At 63.7% G+C, this 18,288-nt stretch carries 16 protein-coding genes and 1 tRNA gene; 9 read left to right on the plus strand and 8 right to left on the minus strand.

Features of this window, described 5'->3' with window-relative positions; all coding sequences use genetic code 11:
• The first annotated feature begins 15 nt into the window (after window positions 1-15).
• Window positions 16-162: a hypothetical protein gene (locus IQ25_RS21035; RefSeq protein ID WP_158637745.1), complete on the plus strand. Its 147-nt coding sequence runs from the start codon at window positions 16-18 to the stop codon at window positions 160-162.
• On the opposite strand, the gene IQ25_RS13045 is transcribed toward IQ25_RS21035, so the two are convergent.
• Together IQ25_RS13045 and IQ25_RS13050 are read right to left on the minus strand one after the other, a co-directional pair.
• Entirely contained in the window at window positions 163-1,179 is a 1,017-nt protein-coding gene (locus tag IQ25_RS13045) for an aldo/keto reductase (protein WP_144906513.1), read from the minus strand.
• A gap of 19 nt (window positions 1,180-1,198) precedes the next feature.
• On the minus strand, window positions 1,199-2,212 hold the full coding sequence (locus tag IQ25_RS13050; RefSeq protein WP_144906515.1) for a polyprenyl synthetase family protein: 1,014 nt from the start codon (window positions 2,210-2,212) through the stop codon (window positions 1,199-1,201).
• 101 nt (window positions 2,213-2,313) lie between these two features.
• Here IQ25_RS13050 and IQ25_RS13055 point away from each other — a divergent pair, with 101 nt between their 5' ends.
• Window positions 2,314-2,604 (plus strand): chorismate mutase, encoded by a 291-nt coding sequence (locus IQ25_RS13055; RefSeq protein ID WP_144906517.1) that lies wholly within the window; start codon window positions 2,314-2,316, stop codon window positions 2,602-2,604.
• A gap of 149 nt (window positions 2,605-2,753) precedes the next feature.
• Here IQ25_RS13055 and IQ25_RS13060 read toward each other — a convergent pair whose 3' ends face one another.
• The gene (locus tag IQ25_RS13060; protein WP_144906518.1) at window positions 2,754-3,221 is read right to left on the minus strand and encodes an Lrp/AsnC family transcriptional regulator; all 468 of its coding nucleotides are present in this window, start codon (window positions 3,219-3,221) and stop codon (window positions 2,754-2,756) included.
• 259 nt (window positions 3,222-3,480) lie between these two features.
• Between IQ25_RS13060 and IQ25_RS13065 the strand changes: the two genes are divergently transcribed.
• The 3 genes from IQ25_RS13065 (at window position 3,481) to IQ25_RS13075 (ending at window position 6,466) form a co-directional block, all read left to right on the plus strand.
• Window positions 3,481-5,316: a sensor histidine kinase gene (locus IQ25_RS13065; protein WP_144906520.1), complete on the plus strand. Its 1,836-nt coding sequence runs from the start codon at window positions 3,481-3,483 to the stop codon at window positions 5,314-5,316.
• Window positions 5,313-6,329, plus strand: a complete 1,017-nt coding sequence (locus tag IQ25_RS13070) for a polysaccharide deacetylase family protein (protein ID WP_144906522.1) — start codon at window positions 5,313-5,315, stop codon at window positions 6,327-6,329. The genes IQ25_RS13065 and IQ25_RS13070 overlap by 4 nt, the downstream gene beginning before the upstream one ends.
• A 60-nt stretch (window positions 6,330-6,389) precedes the next feature.
• Window positions 6,390-6,466 (plus strand) — tRNA-Ile (locus IQ25_RS13075).
• Here IQ25_RS13075 and IQ25_RS13080 read toward each other — a convergent pair.
• The 4 genes from IQ25_RS13080 to IQ25_RS13095 all read right to left on the minus strand — a co-directional run bounded on the left by IQ25_RS13080 (window position 6,467) and on the right by IQ25_RS13095 (window position 12,097).
• Entirely contained in the window at window positions 6,467-7,915 is a 1,449-nt protein-coding gene (locus IQ25_RS13080) for a Ppx/GppA family phosphatase (protein WP_258537031.1), read from the minus strand.
• The gene (locus IQ25_RS13085) at window positions 7,916-10,087 is read right to left on the minus strand and encodes an RNA degradosome polyphosphate kinase (protein ID WP_246415790.1); all 2,172 of its coding nucleotides are present in this window, start codon (window positions 10,085-10,087) and stop codon (window positions 7,916-7,918) included.
• Between the two features lie 253 nt (window positions 10,088-10,340).
• Window positions 10,341-10,943, minus strand: coding sequence for a TetR/AcrR family transcriptional regulator (locus IQ25_RS13090; RefSeq protein ID WP_144906526.1), 603 nt, complete (start codon window positions 10,941-10,943; stop codon window positions 10,341-10,343).
• A gap of 5 nt (window positions 10,944-10,948) precedes the next feature.
• Window positions 10,949-12,097 (minus strand): sterol desaturase family protein, encoded by a 1,149-nt coding sequence (locus IQ25_RS13095; RefSeq protein ID WP_144906528.1) that lies wholly within the window; start codon window positions 12,095-12,097, stop codon window positions 10,949-10,951.
• A gap of 200 nt (window positions 12,098-12,297) precedes the next feature.
• Between IQ25_RS13095 and IQ25_RS13100 the strand changes: the two genes are divergently transcribed.
• Window positions 12,298-12,483 carry a hypothetical protein gene (locus IQ25_RS13100; RefSeq protein WP_144906530.1) on the plus strand — a complete coding sequence of 62 codons (186 nt, stop codon included), beginning with the start codon at window positions 12,298-12,300 and terminating at the stop codon, window positions 12,481-12,483.
• A 104-nt stretch (window positions 12,484-12,587) separates the two neighbouring features.
• The gene (locus IQ25_RS13105; RefSeq protein WP_144906532.1) at window positions 12,588-14,468 is read left to right on the plus strand and encodes an ABC-F family ATP-binding cassette domain-containing protein; all 1,881 of its coding nucleotides are present in this window, start codon (window positions 12,588-12,590) and stop codon (window positions 14,466-14,468) included.
• Here the strand turns inward: IQ25_RS13105 and IQ25_RS13110 are convergent.
• Window positions 14,362-15,267 carry a hypothetical protein gene (locus IQ25_RS13110; protein WP_144906534.1) on the minus strand — a complete coding sequence of 302 codons (906 nt, stop codon included), beginning with the start codon at window positions 15,265-15,267 and terminating at the stop codon, window positions 14,362-14,364. The genes IQ25_RS13105 and IQ25_RS13110 overlap by 107 nt on opposite strands.
• Window positions 15,268-15,674: 407 nt before the next feature.
• Here IQ25_RS13110 and IQ25_RS13115 point away from each other — a divergent pair, with 407 nt between their 5' ends.
• Together IQ25_RS13115 and IQ25_RS13120 are read left to right on the plus strand one after the other, a co-directional pair.
• Entirely contained in the window at window positions 15,675-17,273 is a 1,599-nt protein-coding gene (locus tag IQ25_RS13115) for a DNA methyltransferase (protein WP_144906536.1), read from the plus strand.
• Window positions 17,270-18,118, plus strand: coding sequence for a putative phage abortive infection protein (locus tag IQ25_RS13120; RefSeq protein WP_144906539.1), 849 nt, complete (start codon window positions 17,270-17,272; stop codon window positions 18,116-18,118). Before IQ25_RS13115 ends, IQ25_RS13120 begins: the two co-directional genes overlap by 4 nt.
• Window positions 18,119-18,288: the final 170 nt, after the last annotated feature.

Here is an 18,288-nt window from a genome sequence, read left to right on the forward strand (position 1 = left end):
CTAAGGCCACATGAGATGAAGAGCACTCTCGAATTTGTCGTGGCGCTGACCACCGGCCTGCTTTTCAGCGGCGCGATGATCGGTGCCATTGTGCTCGGCATCGGCGCGGTCTGCGGCGGCAGCTGCTACTGGCTGTGGCGCAGGTTCGGGCGCCGCAAGTAATCACCCCATCGGGTAGCGAATCTCGCGGCTGACCTTGTCGATGGCCTTCATCACCTCGTCGGACAGTACAAGATCTGCTGCGGCAAGAATGGGCTCGACGTGCTCTTCCCTGCTCACGCCGACAATGGTCGAAGCGACGAAGTCATGCTGCTTTGACCATGCAACCGCCATCGTCACCGGATCGAGCCCCGCTTCGGCGGCAATGGCCATGAACCGCTCGGTCGCAGCGATGGAGCGCTCGTTCACGAACCGCTTGCCCATCTGCGCCTGCCGCCCTTCCATGGCGAGATAGCGCGAGAACCGCGCGCCTTCCGGCCGTGCACCGCCGCTGTACTTGCCCGAAAGCACCCCGCCCGCAATCGGCGAATAGGGGATCAGGCTCACCCCTTCCTTGCGGCAGACCTGCGCCAGTTCGTCCTCGAAGCGGCGATTGTTGAGGCTGAAGTTGTTCTGGATCGTCTGGTAGCGCACCGTGCCGAGCTTCTCGGCGGCGGCGAGGCTCTTCATCAGGCCCCAGCTTGTCTCGTTCGAGCAGCCGGTGATCCGCACCTTGCCCGCGCGAACCAGTTCGTCGAGCACTTCCATTGTCTCGTCATAGGGCGTGTCATGATCTGGCCAGTGGGTCTGGTAGAGATCGATGTAGTCGGTGCCGAGCTTGGTCAGGCTGGCGTCGATTGCCGTCTCGATATTGCGCCGGTCGAGGGCAGTCATGCCGTTGCGGCAAGGCGAGCGGAACCACACATGGCTCGGGCCGGAAACCTTGGTTGCCAGAATGATGGCGTCGCGCGGCTTGGTCTTGAGCCACTTGCCGACGATCTCCTCGGTGCGCCCCACCCACTTCGCATCGGGCGGCACCGGATAGCCCTCGGCCGTATCGAAGAAGTTGATCCCGGCATCGAAACTGCGGTCGAGAATGCGCATCGCATCCGCCTCGTCCACCTGACTCCCGAAGGTCATCGTCCCCATGCAGATTTCCGAAACGACGACGGCCGATCGACCAAGACGGCGATGCTGCATCAGGTATTCTCCGGTTGGATCAGAAGCGGCGGGCCACCGCAAACAGTGCAGCTTCGGTCATCGCGGACTTGGCCGCGCTTGCCGGAAAGCCGGAAATCGCATCGATGGCGCGCTGCGCATACATCCGCGCCCGTTCGCGCGTGGCATTCACGGCATCGTGGCGGCGGATCAAGGCGATGGCATGGGCGAGGTCCGCATCCGATGAACGGTCTCCGGCGATGGCATCCTGCCAGAACCGGCGCTCGTCCTCGTCGCCGCGGGCATAGGCCAGGATCACCGGCAGGGTCATCTTGCCCTCGCGGAAATCGTCGCCCTGATCCTTGCCCATCTCGGCGGCGTCCGAATCGTAGTCGATGGCGTCGTCGGCCAGCTGAAACGCGATGCCAAGGTTGCGGCCGTAAGAATCAAGCGCCATTTCATCGGCTTCGGAACGCTCGGCCACCACCGCCGCAATCCGGCAGGCGGCCGAGAACAATGCCGCAGTCTTGGCTGCGATGATGTCGAGGTACATTTCCTCGGTCGTCTCGATCTGCCGCTGCGCCACCAACTGGTCGACCTCACCTTCAGAGATCACCGCCGATGCGTTCGACAGGATGCGCAGCACCTTGAGCGAGCCGTCCTCGACCATCAGTTCGAAGCTGCGGCTGAACAGGAAATCGCCGACAAGCACCGTTGCCGGGTTGCCATAGACGATGTTCGCAGTCTTCTTGCCGCGCCGCATGTCGGATCCATCGACCACATCGTCGTGCAGCAGGGTCGCGGTGTGGATGAACTCCACCGCCGCCGCCAGCTTGTAATGGCGGCTGCCACCGTATCCCAGCAACGAAGCGCTCGCCAAAGTCAGCATCGGGCGCATGCGCTTGCCGCCACCCGCGATCAGGTGCCCCGCCAGCGTCGGGATCAGCGGGATGCGCGATTGCATCCGGTCGAGGATCACGGCGTTGACGCTGTTCATGCCTTCGGCAACGAGGGCCATCATCGGCGTGAGCGAAGGTTCGGCCTTGCGCGGCAGGGGGTGGACGGTCGCAGTCATCGGCTTGACCGCTTGGCGACAAGGCGGGCGCTTGGCAAGATGCAACTTGCACTGTAGCGGCGGCGATAGACCTATGGGCGAGATTTGGACGGGGTAGATTGATGAGCGAAGATCCGGTTCTGGCAGGCTATCGCCAGTCCATCGACAACATCGATGCAGCAATGATCCACATCCTCGCCGAACGCTTCCGCATCACGCAGGCAGTCGGTGCATACAAGGCCGCGAACAAACTGCCAGCCTCGGACCCCGGCCGCGAGGAACGCCAGATCAGCCGCCTGCGCAAGTTGGCGGAAGACGCCAAGCTTGACCCCGAATTCTCCGAAAAGTTCCTGCGCTTCATCATCCAGGAAGTGATCCGCCACCATGAGCGGGCGGCAGGTTCGGCGGACTGACGTTCAATGCCCACCCCCTCCCGCTTGCGGGAGAGGGTATGTGACGGAAGTGCGAGAACTCGCCCTCCCGCAGGCGGGAGGGCCGCGAGACTTACTGCACGCAGTGAAGTTGGTCGCAGCGGGATAGGCACCGGCCCCTCCCCCGAACCTCAATCCTCCAGCGGCACCCCTGGCACCTGCTTGGCCGTGCGAATCGTCAGCGAAGTCTTCACGCTCGCCACGTTGGGCGCAGGCGTCAGCTTGCTGGTGAGGAACTCCTGGAAGCTCTGCAGATCACGGCTGACGATCTTCAGGATGAAGTCGATCTCGCCGTTCAGCATGTGGCACTCGCGCACTTCGGGCAGCGTGCGCATATGGTCCTCGAACTGGCGGAGCGATTCCTCGGCCTGGCTCTTCAGGCTGACGAGCGCGAATACGGTGATCGCAAAGCCCAGTTTCGAAGCGTCCAGATCGGCATGATAGCCCCTGATCACACCCGCATCTTCCAGCGCCCGGACGCGGCGCAGGCATGGCGGCGCTGTCAGCCCGACACGCTGGGCCAGTTCGACATTGGTGACGCGCCCTTCCGCCTGCAATTCGGCAAGGAGGCGCCGGTCGATACCATCAAGGGTTGCCATGCTGTATTTTCGTCCGTTTCGCTAAACCCGGTCCGGGCCTTGCGGAAAGAAGCGAGAATCGCAACTTTCCGCACAAAATCCATGGTCCGGGATAATTTTATTGTTTCATATCGCAATCGTCCCACATTGCAACGCAGTGGATAGTTCCCTTCCTTGAAGGGGTACGATTTGTTAGCCTTCGGTAGGCTAAAGCGTTGTCCATATTCAACTCGTCGGAGCCTCGCGCTGTCCTGTCTCGATTTCCTCACGCGGAGCCCTGATGATCGTCGATGACCGCCTTGAGACCGTGCTGCGTACCAACGTGGCCGGCAAGACGGCAGCTGCCACGCAATTGCGTCAGCTGGTCGATCTGCTCGGTCCTGTGCCGCTTGCGGCATGGAATGCCCAGCACGCTGGCGCGCTGCAACGCATCGATGCGCTCTGCACCATGCTGGATGACGAAGGGTGCGCCAGTGTCCTACGTTCGCTTGCGCATCGCTCGCCAGTCCTTGTCTATCATTTTGCCCAACAAGGCCCGCGCACGGCATCCGCTGCCGTAGCAGCCGCCCGTCTGGCAGAAGACGATTGGCTCGCCCTGATCCCGCGCCTGCCCACGCAAGCGCGCGGCTTCGTCCGCCATCGCAGTGACCTGAGCGATCGCGTGCGCGCCCTGCTGTCACGCCTCGGGGTCAACGACTTCCTCTTGCCCGAGCCCGCAGCAGGTTCCATTGTCTTGCCCTCTGCCGCGCCTGAAGCTGTCTCGGTGGAATCAGCGGCACCTGCGCCCGCCCCGTTCGGCAAGCCGGTCGCAACGGAACCCGCGCCCGTTGCGGACACCCCGCCGACCGTGGCCCTCGCACCTGAGCTCTCTGCACCCGAGCCTGTAGGACTTCAGCCCAACGCCGCGCTCTCACCGGACGACGGCATTGGTGCCATTGTCCGCCGGATCGAGGCCTTCCGCCGCAAGCGCGACGAACGTCAGGCCGCAACGCCCACGATCCCGCGCGCCGATGGCGTCGCCCCGCTTCTGCCCTTCGGCGAGGAACAACTCCCGCCGCGCAAGGCGCCCCTGTCGATCGACTTGCGCACCGATGCGGATGGCACAGTGGTTCACGCCTCGATCGACCCGCCGGGCATGCTCGTCGGAAGCCGCCTGTTCAGCGCCGACACCACAGCTGCCGTCCACTGCGACCAGCCGATGGCCGACGCCTTCCGCCACCGCCAGCCCATCGATTCCGGCGTGCTATCGATCGAAGGCGCAGACTTCGTCGCCGGGATCTGGCAGGCCGATGGCACGCCGCTGTTCGCCCGCGATGGCGGTCGCTTCACCGGCTACCTCCTGCGCCTGCGTCGCGCCGCCAGCGAGTTCGCCGCTGTTCCGGTCGAACCGCTTGCAGAACCTGCAGCGGCGGCAGAAGCCGATCGCCTGCGCCAGCTCCTCCATGAACTGCGCACCCCGATCAACGCCATCCAGGGCTTTGCCGAGATGATCCAGTCTCAGGTGTTCGGCGCAACTCCGCACCAATACCGAGCGATGGCCGCCAGCATCGCCGCCGATGCCGCCCAGATGCTCGCCGGGTTCGAAGAGATCGAAAGGCTGGTGAAACTCGAAAGCCATGCCCTGTCCATCGACACGGGCGAGGCCGACGCCGCAGCCATCGTCGCGCGTCTTGTCGAACAGGTTTCCCCAGTGCTTGCCGCGCGCAACGTCCGCCTTGCCGTTGCCATGCCGCCCCAGCAGGTTCCTGTCAGTTTTGCCGCAGACGAGATCGAACGCACGGTCTGGCGCCTGCTTTCGGTCGTCGCCACCAGCGTCGCCCCGGGCGAGCGCATCACCATCTCGCTGGAGGCAACCGCCACCACGGCCTCGCTTGCCATCACCCTGCCCGCTTCGCTCGCCCAGCTGGACGACACAGCCCTGTTCGCGCCCGATGCGCCGATGGGCGGTGGATCGCTCGCCGCATCGGCCATGCTCGGCAACGGCTTTGCCCTGCGCCTCGCTCGCGCCGAATTCGAGGCTGGCGGCGGTTCCCTGCGCCGCGAAGGCGTCCGCTTCGTCGCCGAACTGCCGCTTGCCGGTGAAGTCCAGCCCCTACGCCGGGTGAGCGAGGGATGAGCGAGTCCACTTCCTCTGTGCCCTGCATTCTGCGCCAACCCGGCCCGGACGACTTCGTCCGGTTCGCGCCGGATTTCGGCACGCGCTTCGTCGTGACGGTCGATACCGAGGAAGAGTTCGACTGGACCAAGCCTCTCGACCGCACCAGTCACGGCCTCGATCACCTGCCGCGCCTCGCCAAGTTCCAGCAGTTCTGCGAAGGCCTCGGCGTCATCCCGATCTATCTCGTCGATTTCCCCGTTGCCAGCGATCCGCGCGCAGCCGAAGTGCTCAGGGATGCGGTCAACGCAGGTCGCGCCGAGATTGGTGTTCAGCTTCACCCCTGGGTCAGCCCCCCGCACGACGAGGTCGTCAACGTCCACAACAGCTTCGCGGGCAACCTGCCGCGCGAGCTGGAACGTGCCAAGTTCCGCAAGCTGCGCGACACGATCGAACAAGCCTTCGGCGTCGGCCTGACGATCTACCGTGCCGGTCGCTATGGCGTCGGTCCCAACACCGCCGAAATACTGTCGGAATGCGCGATCGGCATCGATACGTCGGTCCGCTCGCGCTTCGACTACAGTTCGACCGGCGGCCCCAATTTCCGCGACCATCCCTTGCACCCATGGTGGATCGACCGCAGGAACGGGCTGATGGAAATGCCGCTGACCACGGTCTTTGCCGGCACCCTTCGCAATTACGGCCCGGCGCTCTATCCGGCGATGTGGCGCGTACCACGGCTGCGCGGTGCGCTTGCCCGCCTCCGCCTGCTCGACCGCATCCCGCTGACCCCGGAGGGCGTCACGCTCGACGAGGCCCTCACCGGCATCGACATGGCGCTCGAAGACCGGCTGCCGTTGCTGGTGTTTTCATTCCACAGTCCCTCTCTGCGCCCCGGCCTCACGCCCTATGTCCGCAGCGAGGATGATCTAGACCGGTTCTATGACTGGTGGCGCGGCATCTTCGCCTATCTCGCCCACAACAGCGTGCGCCCCACCTGCGTGCGAGAGATCATCACAGCGGCAGAGGTCTGATCCGCACTCGGCATCCCGATCTTGCAAAGCGCGCGCCGCCCTTGTAGCGGGGGCCGCGATGGGCCTGTAGCTCAGTTGGTTAGAGCTGGCCGCTCATAACGGCTAGGTCGCGGGTTCAAGTCCTGCCGGGCCCACCATCACCCCGCAAATTGCGCAAGATGCTGCGCAAGCTCCTTGAGATCGCGCGACGATCCCTCGCCGACAAGCCCCGGCACTCTGCCGGCAACGCGCAAAGCGCCGCCTTGCGCCTCGAGCCGCGTCGCCTCGATCACCGCCAGCGATCCCGCGCTCAAGCGGCGGCACAGCCTTGCGGCAAGCCCCACCGCGCGCGCCTCGGCGAGGTGCTCAGCCGGCGCCAGCCGTGTCCACTGCGCATCGCCTTCGCCCTTGCCCACGCTCGCCCGCAGCGCCGCCGCCAGCATGGCACGGCCTGCGTTGTCCACGCCGACCCAGCGCTTGCGCAAGCCCCAGTCGCGCGGCAGATCGCGCCGCAGGTTGGGCTCGACCCGCCCCGCCGCAAGGCACAGCGCCAGAGCAGCGCGCCCCGCAGGCGTCCCGGCAAAGGGCACGGCGTCTACCATCCACCGCACCGCCGCCGAAACCAGCGCCTCGTCCACCGCCAGCGGCGCCACGAACGCCATGACGCCCGCCAGCAGCGGGTCTTCCCGCTGCGCCTCGTGCGAGAGCGATCCGAACAGCACCCCCTCGCGCAGGCCCCAGGACGAGAACACCACCCGCCCCGGCTCGAGCCGCTGCAGAAGCACCGCCAGCAGCGCTGCCGCGTCGGGAATGCTGGCAAGCCGGCTCGTCGAAACGCCCTCGACCGGCTTCAACGCCTGCCCCCGCCGCGCCAGCAACCGCGCCAGCTTCAGCGCTTCGGCCGCATCGAGCGCGAAGCCGTGCGTATCCTCCAGCGGCCAGTCCAGCCGCACCATCATCGCCCGCGCCAGCGCACGCATCGATCCGCCGACGAGGTAGAGCGTCACCCCGGGCTCTGCCACCCAATCGGCCTTGGCCAGCATCCGCCCGATCTCGCGCACGAACACCCGGTCGCCCTTGGCGCGCAAGGCGGGGAGCCGCAGCGACCCCAGCGGCAGGCTGACGCCATGGCTGGTGCCGCCATCGGCAACGTCGACCAGTTCAAGGCTGCCTCCGCCCAGATCCCCGACGATCCCCGAAGCCTCCGGAAACGCGCCGAGCACGCCCGTCGCACTCGTCTCAGCTTCCTCCACGCCCGAAAGCAGGCGCGGCTCGAAGCCGATCTGGCGGATCTGTTCAAGGAATTCGCGCCCGTTGCTGGCATCGCGCGCCGCCGCCGTCGCCACCACGTCGACACGCGGCACGCCGGCAAGATCGAGCAGCGCCTTGTAGCGCCGCAGCGCTGCCAGCACCGAGGCCACCGCCTTATCCGAAAGCTTGCCCGTCTCGGCCACGTGCTTGCCGAGCTTGGCCGTCACCTTCTCGTTCAGCAACGTGACGGGCGCACGCGGCGGACCGCCATAGACCACCAGCCGCACCGTGTTGGAGCCGATGTCGATGATCGCGCGCGATTGCGCCCAGGCATAGATTGTCTGCGGTGTGTTCACTCAGCCACGGTTAGCCGCACCGCGCCGCAACGCAAGCTTGGGAACTTTTCGTCCCCGGGAAAGCGCTGCCCCGCGCCCGGAAAGCGACGGGTTGGTCATGAAGTAGCCGTGCAGGTTGAACGAGGGGTTGCCCTTCTCGAACCGCTCGTACTCGCCATCCGGTCCCAGCTCCCAGCTCTGCTCGGTGTCGAGCAGGTTGGCGAGCATCACCTGATCGAGAATCTGGTCGTGCACCGTCGGGTTCTTCACCGGCACCAGCACTTCCACGCGCCGCCCCATGTTGCGGCTCATCCCGTCGGCCGAGGAGATAAACACGCGGGCCCGCTTGTTCGGCAGCCTGCCGCCATTGCCGAACGCCCAGATGCGGCTGTGCTCGAGGAAGCGTCCGATGATCGACTTGACCTCGATCGTCTCCGACAACCCCTCGACGCCGGGCTTGAGGCAGCAGATCCCGCGCACCACCAGCCGGATTTCCACTCCTGCCCTGCTCGCCAGATAGAGCCGGTCGATCAGGTCCGGGTCGGTCAGCTGGTTGAGCTTGGCCCAGATCATCGCGGGCCGCCCCTTCTTCGCCAGCATCACCTCGCGATCGATGCACTCGTAGAGCTTCTCGCGCAGGTTGATCGGGCTGATCGCCAGCAGTTCGGTGTGCTTGGGCTCGACATAGCCCGTCACGAAATTGAACAACTGCCCCGCATCGCGCCCCATGCGCGGATCGGCGGTGAAGAACGAAAGGTCGGTATAGATGCGCGCGGTCACCGGATGATAGTTGCCGGTGCCGAAGTGGCAGTAGGTGCGATAGCCGCTGCCCCCGCCGACCTGGGCCTCGCGCCGCACCACCATGCTCACCTTGGCGTGGGTTTTCCAGTCAACGAAGCCGTAGATCACCTGCACGCCCGCGCGTTCCAGCTGTGCGGCCCACATCAGGTTCTGCTCCTCGTCGAAGCGCGCCTTCAGTTCCACCACTGCCGTAACCGACTTGCCAGCCTCTGCCGCCGTGATCAGCGCCGCGATCACCGCAGACTGCTTGCCCGCGCGATAGAGCGTCTGCTTGATCGCCACGACATCGGGATCTGCCGCCGCCTGCCGCAGGAAATCAATCACCACCTCGAAGCTCTCGTAAGGGTGATGGATCACCAGATCCTTTTCGCGGATCGCGGCAAAGCAGTCACCGTCATGCTCGAGAATGCGCTCGGGATAACGCGGGTTGTAGGGATCGAACTTGAGGTCCTGCCGGTCCTCCTCGACCACCGCCGAAAGCCCGCTGATCGCCAGCAGCCCCCGGCTCTTGATCACCAGCGCATGGTCGAGCCGCAACTGCTCGCGCAGCAGGCGCTCGGCATCGGCGTCGAAATTCTCCTGCAGGTGCAGCAGGATGACCTTGCCGCGCCGCCGCCGCTGGATCGCGGTGCGGAAATAACGCACGAGATCCTCGGCATCTTCCTCGATCTCGATATCGCTGTCGCGCAGCACGCGGAACGTGCCGTCGCCCAGTATCCTGAATCCGGGGAACAGCACCGTGGCATGACGCCGGACCAGTTCCTCGATCCCGATCCACGAAGCCTTGCGCCCCGGCAGCCGCACGAACCGGGGCAGCGCGGGCGGTATCAGGATCATCTCGGTCACCGCCGCACCGTCGGCACTGCGCTGCAACTGGAACAGGATGCCGGTGCCCTGGTTGGCGATGAACGGGAATGGGTGCGCCGGGTCGATCGCCTGTGGCGTCAGAACCGGAAGGACATGCTCCTCGAAGTAGTCGCGCAGCCACTCGGCCTCGCCCTTGTTCAGCACATCGTTGTCGATCAGCCGAATGTCCACCTCGGATAGCGCATCCTTCAGACCCGCCAACACGTCCTGCTGGGTGTCGATCAGGTCCTTGACCGCTTCCAGCAGCGCACCCAGCTGTTGCTGCGGGGTCTGCCCGTCGATCGAAAGCTCGTCGATCTGGCGGCGAACCTGCGCGGCTATCCCCGCCACGCGCACCATCATGAACTCGTCAAGGTTGCTGCCGCTGATCGAAAGGAAGCGCAGCCGCTCCAGCAGCGGATAATCGGCGTTGACCGCTTCGGCCAGCACCCGACGATTGAACGCCAGCCAGCTCAGCTCCCGATTGAAGAACCGCTCCTGCACCGGTGGCAGGCCCTCGACCTGCAATGAAACTTCCCCTGACATCACCAGAGCCATTGCGCATCCCGCGTTACAGTCCTGTGACAGTCAGGTTCCGGATCATTGCTGTCAACGGTTCGGGTGAGAAAAGGAGGCATGTGCCGATTGCAGGCACACCTTCGCCCCATGCATCTTCGTCATTGCGAGGAGCGAAGCGACGAAGCAATCCACAGCGTGAAACACGGCGCTCTGGATTGCTTCGCACCGCTCGCATTGACGATAAAATGAGGCCAGTGGTCGCGGTGTTGCTACGCAACCCTCAGCAAGTGCCAGAAGAGCCAACCGCATCCTGTACCCGCTGCAACGCCGCTTCGACCGGCGCCCCTTCGCCAAGCATCGCGAAAGTGCCGTTCATCGCAAAAACGCAATGACCATGGACAGTGGCAAGCAACGATCGGGTCAAGGCCTCAGCTTCACCCTGCCGGTCCTCCGGCAAGGCGACGCGCACCTCGGCAATCACGATCTCGAAGATCGCCCGCACCTGTTGCTGGTAGCCTTCGGGCGGGGCCGTGTCCTCAGGCAGGCGGAAATCATAGATCGCGGCCCATGCGTGGCGATGCCCGGCGGCAAACTCGAAGTAGGCCGCAATCGCCCGCCGCAGCCTGTCCGCCCCGTCAGCGCTTTCCGCCAGCCGTCGCTCGAGATGATCGCGCCAAAGGGCCAGCGTGCGTCCGTTGATCGCCAGGATCAGGCTGTCGTAGCTGCCGAACACATTATAGATCGTGCCGATCGAATATCCGATCCGCTTGGCAACCTCGCGGGCGGAGAAGTGCGCAAAACCAACTTCTTCCATGTGACGATGGCCGGTGGCGATGATGATCTCGCGCAGTTCGGCGCGGCTGTGGTCGGAACGGCGAGCCATGGTTTTCAGCCCGCCTTGCGCACGAAAGGATACTTGAATTGCGCAAGGTATCCCTGCGGTACGCTCTCGGGCACGCCATATCCGGTGGGCCAGCGTCCTTCGGGAAAGTGATAGGTGCCGAACAACCGGTCAAGCAGCGGAAAATGGATCGCGAAGTTCTTGTCGATCGCCTCTGGTTCGATCGCATGGTGCCAATGGTGGAAGCGCGGCGTGACGAGGAACTTGCCGAGCCGGTCGAAGTCCCCGCGTACGTTGGCATGGACCAGCGAGGCATAGATATAGACCATCCCGACATAGGCCTGCATCACCGATGGCGCGAAGCCCAGCGTCAGCAGCGGCAGCGAGGTTATGCCGCGCAGGGCGACGATCTCGACGAAGTGCATCCGCGCTCCGGCCAGCCAGTCCATCGCCTTCGCGCTGTGATGCACCGCGTGGAAGCCCCACAGGAACGGCACGGTGTGGAACAGTCGGTGGAACCAGTACTGGGCAATGTCGGTCAGCACCATTGCCAGCGCGAACTGCACCACCCACGGCAGCGACCCTACGGCTGCACGCGTAGCGTCGAGCCATTCGAAGCGCGCGTTGACGTAGCTTGAAGGGGCGAGTGCAAGAAAGGTGATGACCTGCACCATCATCGAGCTGACGAGGAAGTAGAACAGGTCTTCGCGCCATTCGATACGGAACAGCCGCTGGTCAGGCCGGCGTGGCCAGATCCGCTCGATCGGGGCGAACATCAGCCCTGTGGCGAGCATGTTCACCGCAAAGAAATCAACGCCAAAGAATATGCCCCAGTCATGCGTCTCGTGCGGTTGCACTGCTGCACCGCCGAGGATCGTCGCAGTGAGTGCCATCATCAGCGCCGTCGACCCCAGCACCTTGCGCGGACGCAGCATCAGGCTGACCAGTGCCAGGGCGTAAGAGCCGAGCAGCGTGACGTGGACCAGCGGCCGGAACCCGCTCCAGTCACGCACCGCCGCCAGTTCAGGCATCGAGAACATCGCAGGCCAGCGCAGCGCTGCGACAAAGCACAGTCCGATAACTGCCAGCAGGATCGCAAAAAACCCGGAAAACCAGCCCGTCCCGAACCCCCGCGCCGCCACCGGCGCTTCCAGATCACGCTTCAGGTTCCCCCAGAACCCCCGCTTCACCGCCATGAAGAATCCCCTTCGTCCAATCACGATGAAGCCTGCATAACTTAAGAATTGAACGGTGTCTAATATTTTATTGAACATCGTCCATTTTCTGGCTCAGCTGTCCACGTTGCTGAAATTTGACGAAAACCAAATCCCTTGGCGCGACTCACCCACTCCGACGCAATGGTCGCAAGCGCATTCCCGCACACCAATGGCAAACCATGAAACGCGGCCTCTTTCGCACGATCGACAGCTTCCTGGGCGAATGTGCCCGCGTCCACGAGGACGCAGGCGACGCCTTCCCCTACCTCCGGCCCGACCTCTATCGACTGCTGGGCTTCCAACCCGCCTACGAGGATCTACCACTTGTGGTCCCGCAACAGGGGAACGATCGCCTCCGCGCCTGAGAGCGTGATGGGTTTCAACTCCGCTTGCCTACACGGGGGGAGTATGACAGGGACTCGCGCGCCCGAATTTCCCTGAATATCCGAAGCGGACGCGTCCTTTTTCCATGCTTACCATCAACGGCATCACCGTGCGCCTCGGCGGACGCGACATCATTTCCCGCGCCTCGGCCGCCATCCCGCCCCGCGCCCGCGTCGGCCTTGTCGGACGCAACGGTGCGGGTAAGTCCACGCTGGTCAAGGCGATCATCGGCGAGATCGAGCCTGACGAAGGCGCGATCGAAATGCCGCGCCGCACCCGCCTCGGCTACCTCGCGCAGGAAGCCCCGGCAGGCACCGCCACCCCGTTCGAAACCGTGCTCGCAGCTGATGTCGAGCGCACGCAGCTCCTTGCAGAGGCCGAGACCTGCACCGACCCCGACCGCCTCGGCGATGTCCACGACCGGCTGCTCGCGATCGACGCCTACAGCGCAGATGCCCGCGCCGCGCGCATCCTCATCGGCCTCGGCTTTGACGAGACGATGCAGGCGGCTCCGCTAGACAGCTTCTCGGGCGGCTGGCGCATGCGTGTCGCGCTCGCCTCGCTGCTCTTTTCGGCGCCCGATGTCCTCCTGCTTGACGAGCCTTCGAACCACCTCGACCTTGAAGCGACGCTGTGGCTCGAGAACTTCCTCAAGGCCTATCCCGGCACGCTGCTGCTGATCAGCCACGAGCGTGACCTGCTCAACAACGTGGCCGACCACATCGTCCACCTTCACGCCGGCAAGCTCACCCTCTACCCGGGCGGCTATGACAGTTTCGAGCGCCAGCGCAACGAGCGCCTTGCCCAGCAGGCCGCCGCCCGCGCCGCGCAGGAAGCGCAGGCGGACCGGCTCAAGGACTACATCGCCCGCAACTCCGCCCGTGCCTCGACCGCCAAGCAGGCGCAGTCGCGCGCCAAGATGCTGGCCAGGATGCAGCCGATCGCGGCGGTGGTCGAAGATCCCTCGCTCAGCTTCGACTTCCCGGACCCCGAGGAACTGCGCCCGCCGCTGATCACGCTCGATCTCGCCTCTGTCGGCTACACTCCGGGCAAGCCGGTGCTGCAGCGGCTGAACCTGCGCATCGACCCGGATGACCGCATCGCGCTGCTCGGGCGCAACGGCAACGGCAAGACCACGCTCGCCCGCCTGCTCGCCGCGCAGCTTGCGCCGATGGACGGGGCGATGACGGCGACGGGGAAGATGCAGGTCGGGTACTTCACCCAGTACCAGGTCGAGGAGATCGCCGAGGGCGGCACCCCGCTCGAACTGATGACCCGGGCGATGGAGGGCAAGAGCCCGGCCGCCGTCCGCGCGCAGCTGGGGCGCTTCGGCTTTTCCGGCAACCGCGCGACGAGCGCCGTCGGCACGCTGTCGGGCGGTGAGCGCGCCCGCCTTGCCCTCGCCCTCGTCACCCGCGACGCGCCGCACATGCTGGTGCTTGACGAGCCGACCAACCACCTCGACATCGACGCGCGCGAGGCGCTGGTCCACGCGCTCAATGCCTACAAGGGCGCGGTCATCCTGATCAGCCACGACCGGCACATGGCCGAACTGGTGGCCGACCGCCTGGTCCTCGTCGACGGCGGCACCGCCAAGCCGTTCGACGGCAGCATCGAGGACTACATCGACTTCATCCTCGGCCGGAACCAGCCCAAGACCGAGGGGGCGTCCGAGCAGCAGGCCAAGGGCGGCAACGCGCAGGACCGCAAGGCGCGGGCCGCGGCGCGCGAGACGTACAAGGCGCTGCAGAAGGCGCAAACCGAAGCGGAAAAGCGCGTGGCCAGGCTGCAGGCCGAACTGGCGCAGATCGATCGCGCGATGTTCGAACCGGCCAGCGCCGCGCCGGAATTCGCCAAGCTCACCATGAGCGACCTGTCACAGCGGCGAAGCAAGGTTGCGCAGGCGCTGGAGGAAGCGGAACTGGCGTGGCTGGAAGCTGGTGAGGCGCTGGAAGGGGCCAACTGAGGCCCGCCGACAGCAGCGCCGAGGGCGAGGTTCCGCACCTCAGCAGCCCAAGGGGTTTACGCGGTTTACACGGTTCAGGGGTGGTTTGATCTCCGCTCTCGCGCACCGGCGTCCCCGCGCAGGCGGGGACCTCAGGCGGCTTGCGGAACGCTTCTGGTTTCTCACCATCGTTCCGTAACGACACCGAGGCCCCCGCCTGCGCGGGGGAGCGGTTTTCCTTGATTTCGACCGGCTCCTCCTCATCCTCCTCCCCGAACAGGGCGGCGAGTTTGGCTTCGCGGCGGGATTGGGCGGCGTCCCAGCTTTCGCGGGCGAGCTGGCGGGCGCGTTCCATGTGGGTGTCGTGGGCTTCCTGCCAGAGGTCCCAGGCCTCGTCGGGTTCGTCGTCGGTGGGATAGGGGCAGGCGCGCTTGAAGTCCTGTTCGGCCTGTTTCTCGCAGGCCTTCAGGAAGCGGTCCTGCGCCGGATCGGCAAAGCCGGTGGCGGCAGCGACGTCCGCGCCCTCGGCAAGGGCCAGCAGCATGCGGTCGAAGTCCTCGGCGAGGTGGTGCACTTCCCTCGGCGCGGCGGCGGCGCGGGCATCGAGCCGCGCGAGGTGCGCGAGGAGCAGGCGCGCGTCGAAGCGCCGCCGCTCGCCCACCGCCTCGCCCCGGAACCAGATTGTCTCGGTGGTGCCGTGGAGCGCGCGGGTGGCGAGCACCTGCTCGGCCGCCTCGCGCGCATGGAGCAGGCCTGCGTCCCACGCGGCGGCAAAGGCCGGATCGCGGCGACGGCGGACATAGGCCGTCTGCGAAGACACCCCCGCCACCTGCGCCGCCGCCCGCACCTGCCCGTGGCGGCTGAGATGCTCGAGAAACAGCGCGATGCGGGTGGGCGTGAACTGGTTGGGGTGGAGGAGTGATGCGGTGCCCTCCCCTCCCGCAGGCGGGAGGACGTCCGTCAGATTCTCCCCTCCCGCCTGCGGGAGGGGGACGCGCCCCCGCCCCCTCGCGCCAACCGCAGGCAGAGCATCATCAGGCAGCCCGATGTCCCGGCTCGCGGGAATCCATCCCCTGCCAAAGGAGGAAGGCTGATGCGGATCGGCGGCGTGCGGCATGGGCGGCTCCCGTTTGGAACGAAACGGGAACTTCTAGGCGAGAATGAGGGGTGTAGGAAAATGGTTTGTTGCCCCTTGCCCGGACAATTCTGAACAGGCATCAGTTGGAAATGACCAACACACTTTATTACGGCGACAATCTTCATGTTCTGCGCGAACACGTGAAGGATGAAAGCGTCGATCTGATCTATCTTGATCCGCCATTCAATTCGAACGCCAACTACAACATCCTGTTCAAATCGCCGGAAGGGCACAATTCGGACGCGCAGATCGAGGCGTTCGAGGATACTTGGCACTGGAACGACAGCGCGGAGGCGGCTTTCGACGAAGTGATGCGCAGCGGCAATACGGCGGCGTTCGAGCTGCTGCGGGCAATGCGCGGGTTTCTGGGCGACAACGACATGATGGCCTATCTGGCGATGATGGCGGTGCGCCTGCTGGAACTGCACCGCGTGCTGAAGCCGACGGGCTCGCTCTATTTGCACTGCGATCCGACCGCGAGCCATTACCTGAAGCTGCTGCTGGATGGGGTGTTTGGCGGCGGCGCCTTTACAAACGAGATTATCTGGGAGCGCACTGCCCCGAAGGGGCACGCGTTTACTCGCTTCCCGTCATCTCATGACGTGATCCTATTCTACCGAAAAAATGGTAACGCCGCTTGGAACCCTCAATTTGGCAGCTACGATGAGAGTTATGTCGAGAGCCACTACTCTCTAATCGAAGAGGGTACTGGTCGCCGCTACCAACTCGATAATCTGCTCAACCCAAATAAAGACCGTCCAAATCTCACGTACGAATTTCTGGGAGTAACAAAGGTTTGGCGCTGGACCAAAGAACGGATGCAGCGGGCCTATGACGATGGACGGGTGATTCAAAGTGGCCCCGGCAAGGTTCCACGTTTTAAACGGTATCTTGACGAACAAAAAGGGATGGCGCTGACGAGTGTCTGGACCGATATCCCACCGCTGAACTCCCAAGCCCAGGAACGCCTCGGATATCCCACGCAAAAGCCCCTTGCCCTGCTCGAACGCATCATCGCGGCGTCGTCCAACGAGGGCCATGTGGTGCTCGATCCGTTCTGCGGGTGCGGGACGGCGGTTCATGCGGCGCAGAAGCTGGGGCGGCGGTGGCTGGGGATTGATGTGACGCATCTGGCCATCAGCCTGATCGAAAAGCGGATGAAGGATGCCTTTCCGGGAGCAGACTTCACCGTGGAGGGTCGTCCGCAAGACCTTGGCGCGGCGCTCGATCTGGCGGAGCGGGACAAGTACCAGTTCCAGTGGTGGGCGGTGTCGCTGGTGGATGCGTTGCCGTTCGGCGGCAAGAAGAAGGGCGCGGACGGCGGGATCGACGGACTGATCTACTTCAAGCCTGATGGCAAGCGCACCGAGAAGGCGCTGGTATCCGTGAAGGGCGGAAAGAACGTGGACGTGAAGATGATCCGCGATCTGCACTCTGCCATGGAGCGCGAAAAGGCCCCGTTCGGCGTGTTCATCTGCGCCGGTTTGCCGACCAAGCCAATGGAAAAGGAGGCCGCCGCCGTGGGGCTGTGGCAGAATGAATATACCGGGCGTTCGCACCCGCGTTTGCAAATCCTGACGCTGGCCGAACTGTTCAAGGGCAAGCGGCCAGATATTCCGTGGGTGGACGCCAGCGTGATGAAAAGCGCCAAGCGCGAAGATACTTCACGGCAGGGGAATCTGTTGTGAAGGAGTACAAAGTAGATCACCTAGATCAACTAATACAGGATGTGAGAGAAAGGCCAAATCTTTACTTATTCATTGTCGCTTTTTTCATCATAGCACTATTATGGATAATTTGGTCATCCTGCAATCAATTGATTATAGAGATTTTCAAAGGAAAAAACACAGCAGAAGAAGCAGGTCAGTGGGGAGACTCCTTTGGCGGCTTCAATGCTTTTTTTGGGGCGTTTGGCACAATTCTAGTTGCTGTCACACTGGCGGCACAAACTCAGGCGAACAAGGAGCAAAGGCGGCAGATTCATATCGAGCGCTTTGAAGAAACTTTCTTCAGACTGATTGATTATATGAAAGAACTTAAACTTGAATTGCGTTACGAGCAAACGCCGTCCTTCAAATCCATTCGCCAAGATTACGCCATAGACGGGGTGCTAAGAGGCCAAGACGCAATTTTCGAGGCTTACAAAGAGGTAAACTTTTGGACCTTTAAAAATAATGTGGGAGTTAGGTATTTCAAGAGGGGGAATGTTGCTCATAATTATGATAACTATGTACACCATCGGTTTGAGCATTGCTTCGCACCGTACTTTAGAATAATTTATACTATTTTATTTAAGATAAAAAACGACAAGGTTTTGAGTGAAAATGAAAAAGCTTATTACGGAAATATATTAAGAGCTCAGCTGGGTAGCTACGAGACAGGCCTATTAGCTTTTAATGCCACGTCACGTTACTCAAAGGACTTAAGAGAACTCTTGATTTACTTTAGAATGTTGAAGTATATTCCTAAGAAACGTCGGCGGGTTCTAGGGAGTATCTTCCCTCCTGAAGCTTATGCTCCACGGCCCGATTAGTGCCTGAGGCTCACGCATCATCCCGGGCGCAATGACGTAGACCCCATACTCTGGCGATGGCCCCCCTCCCTCCCCGCCTTCGCGGGGAGGGGCCGGGGTGGAAGTTCTTGCCCCTCCATCAGCCGCTTGCGCGGCCCCCTCTCCCAACCCTCTCCCCTGAAGGGGAGAGG

The organism is Novosphingobium taihuense (assembly GCF_007830315.1).
Taxonomy (GTDB): domain Bacteria; phylum Pseudomonadota; class Alphaproteobacteria; order Sphingomonadales; family Sphingomonadaceae; genus Novosphingobium; species Novosphingobium taihuense.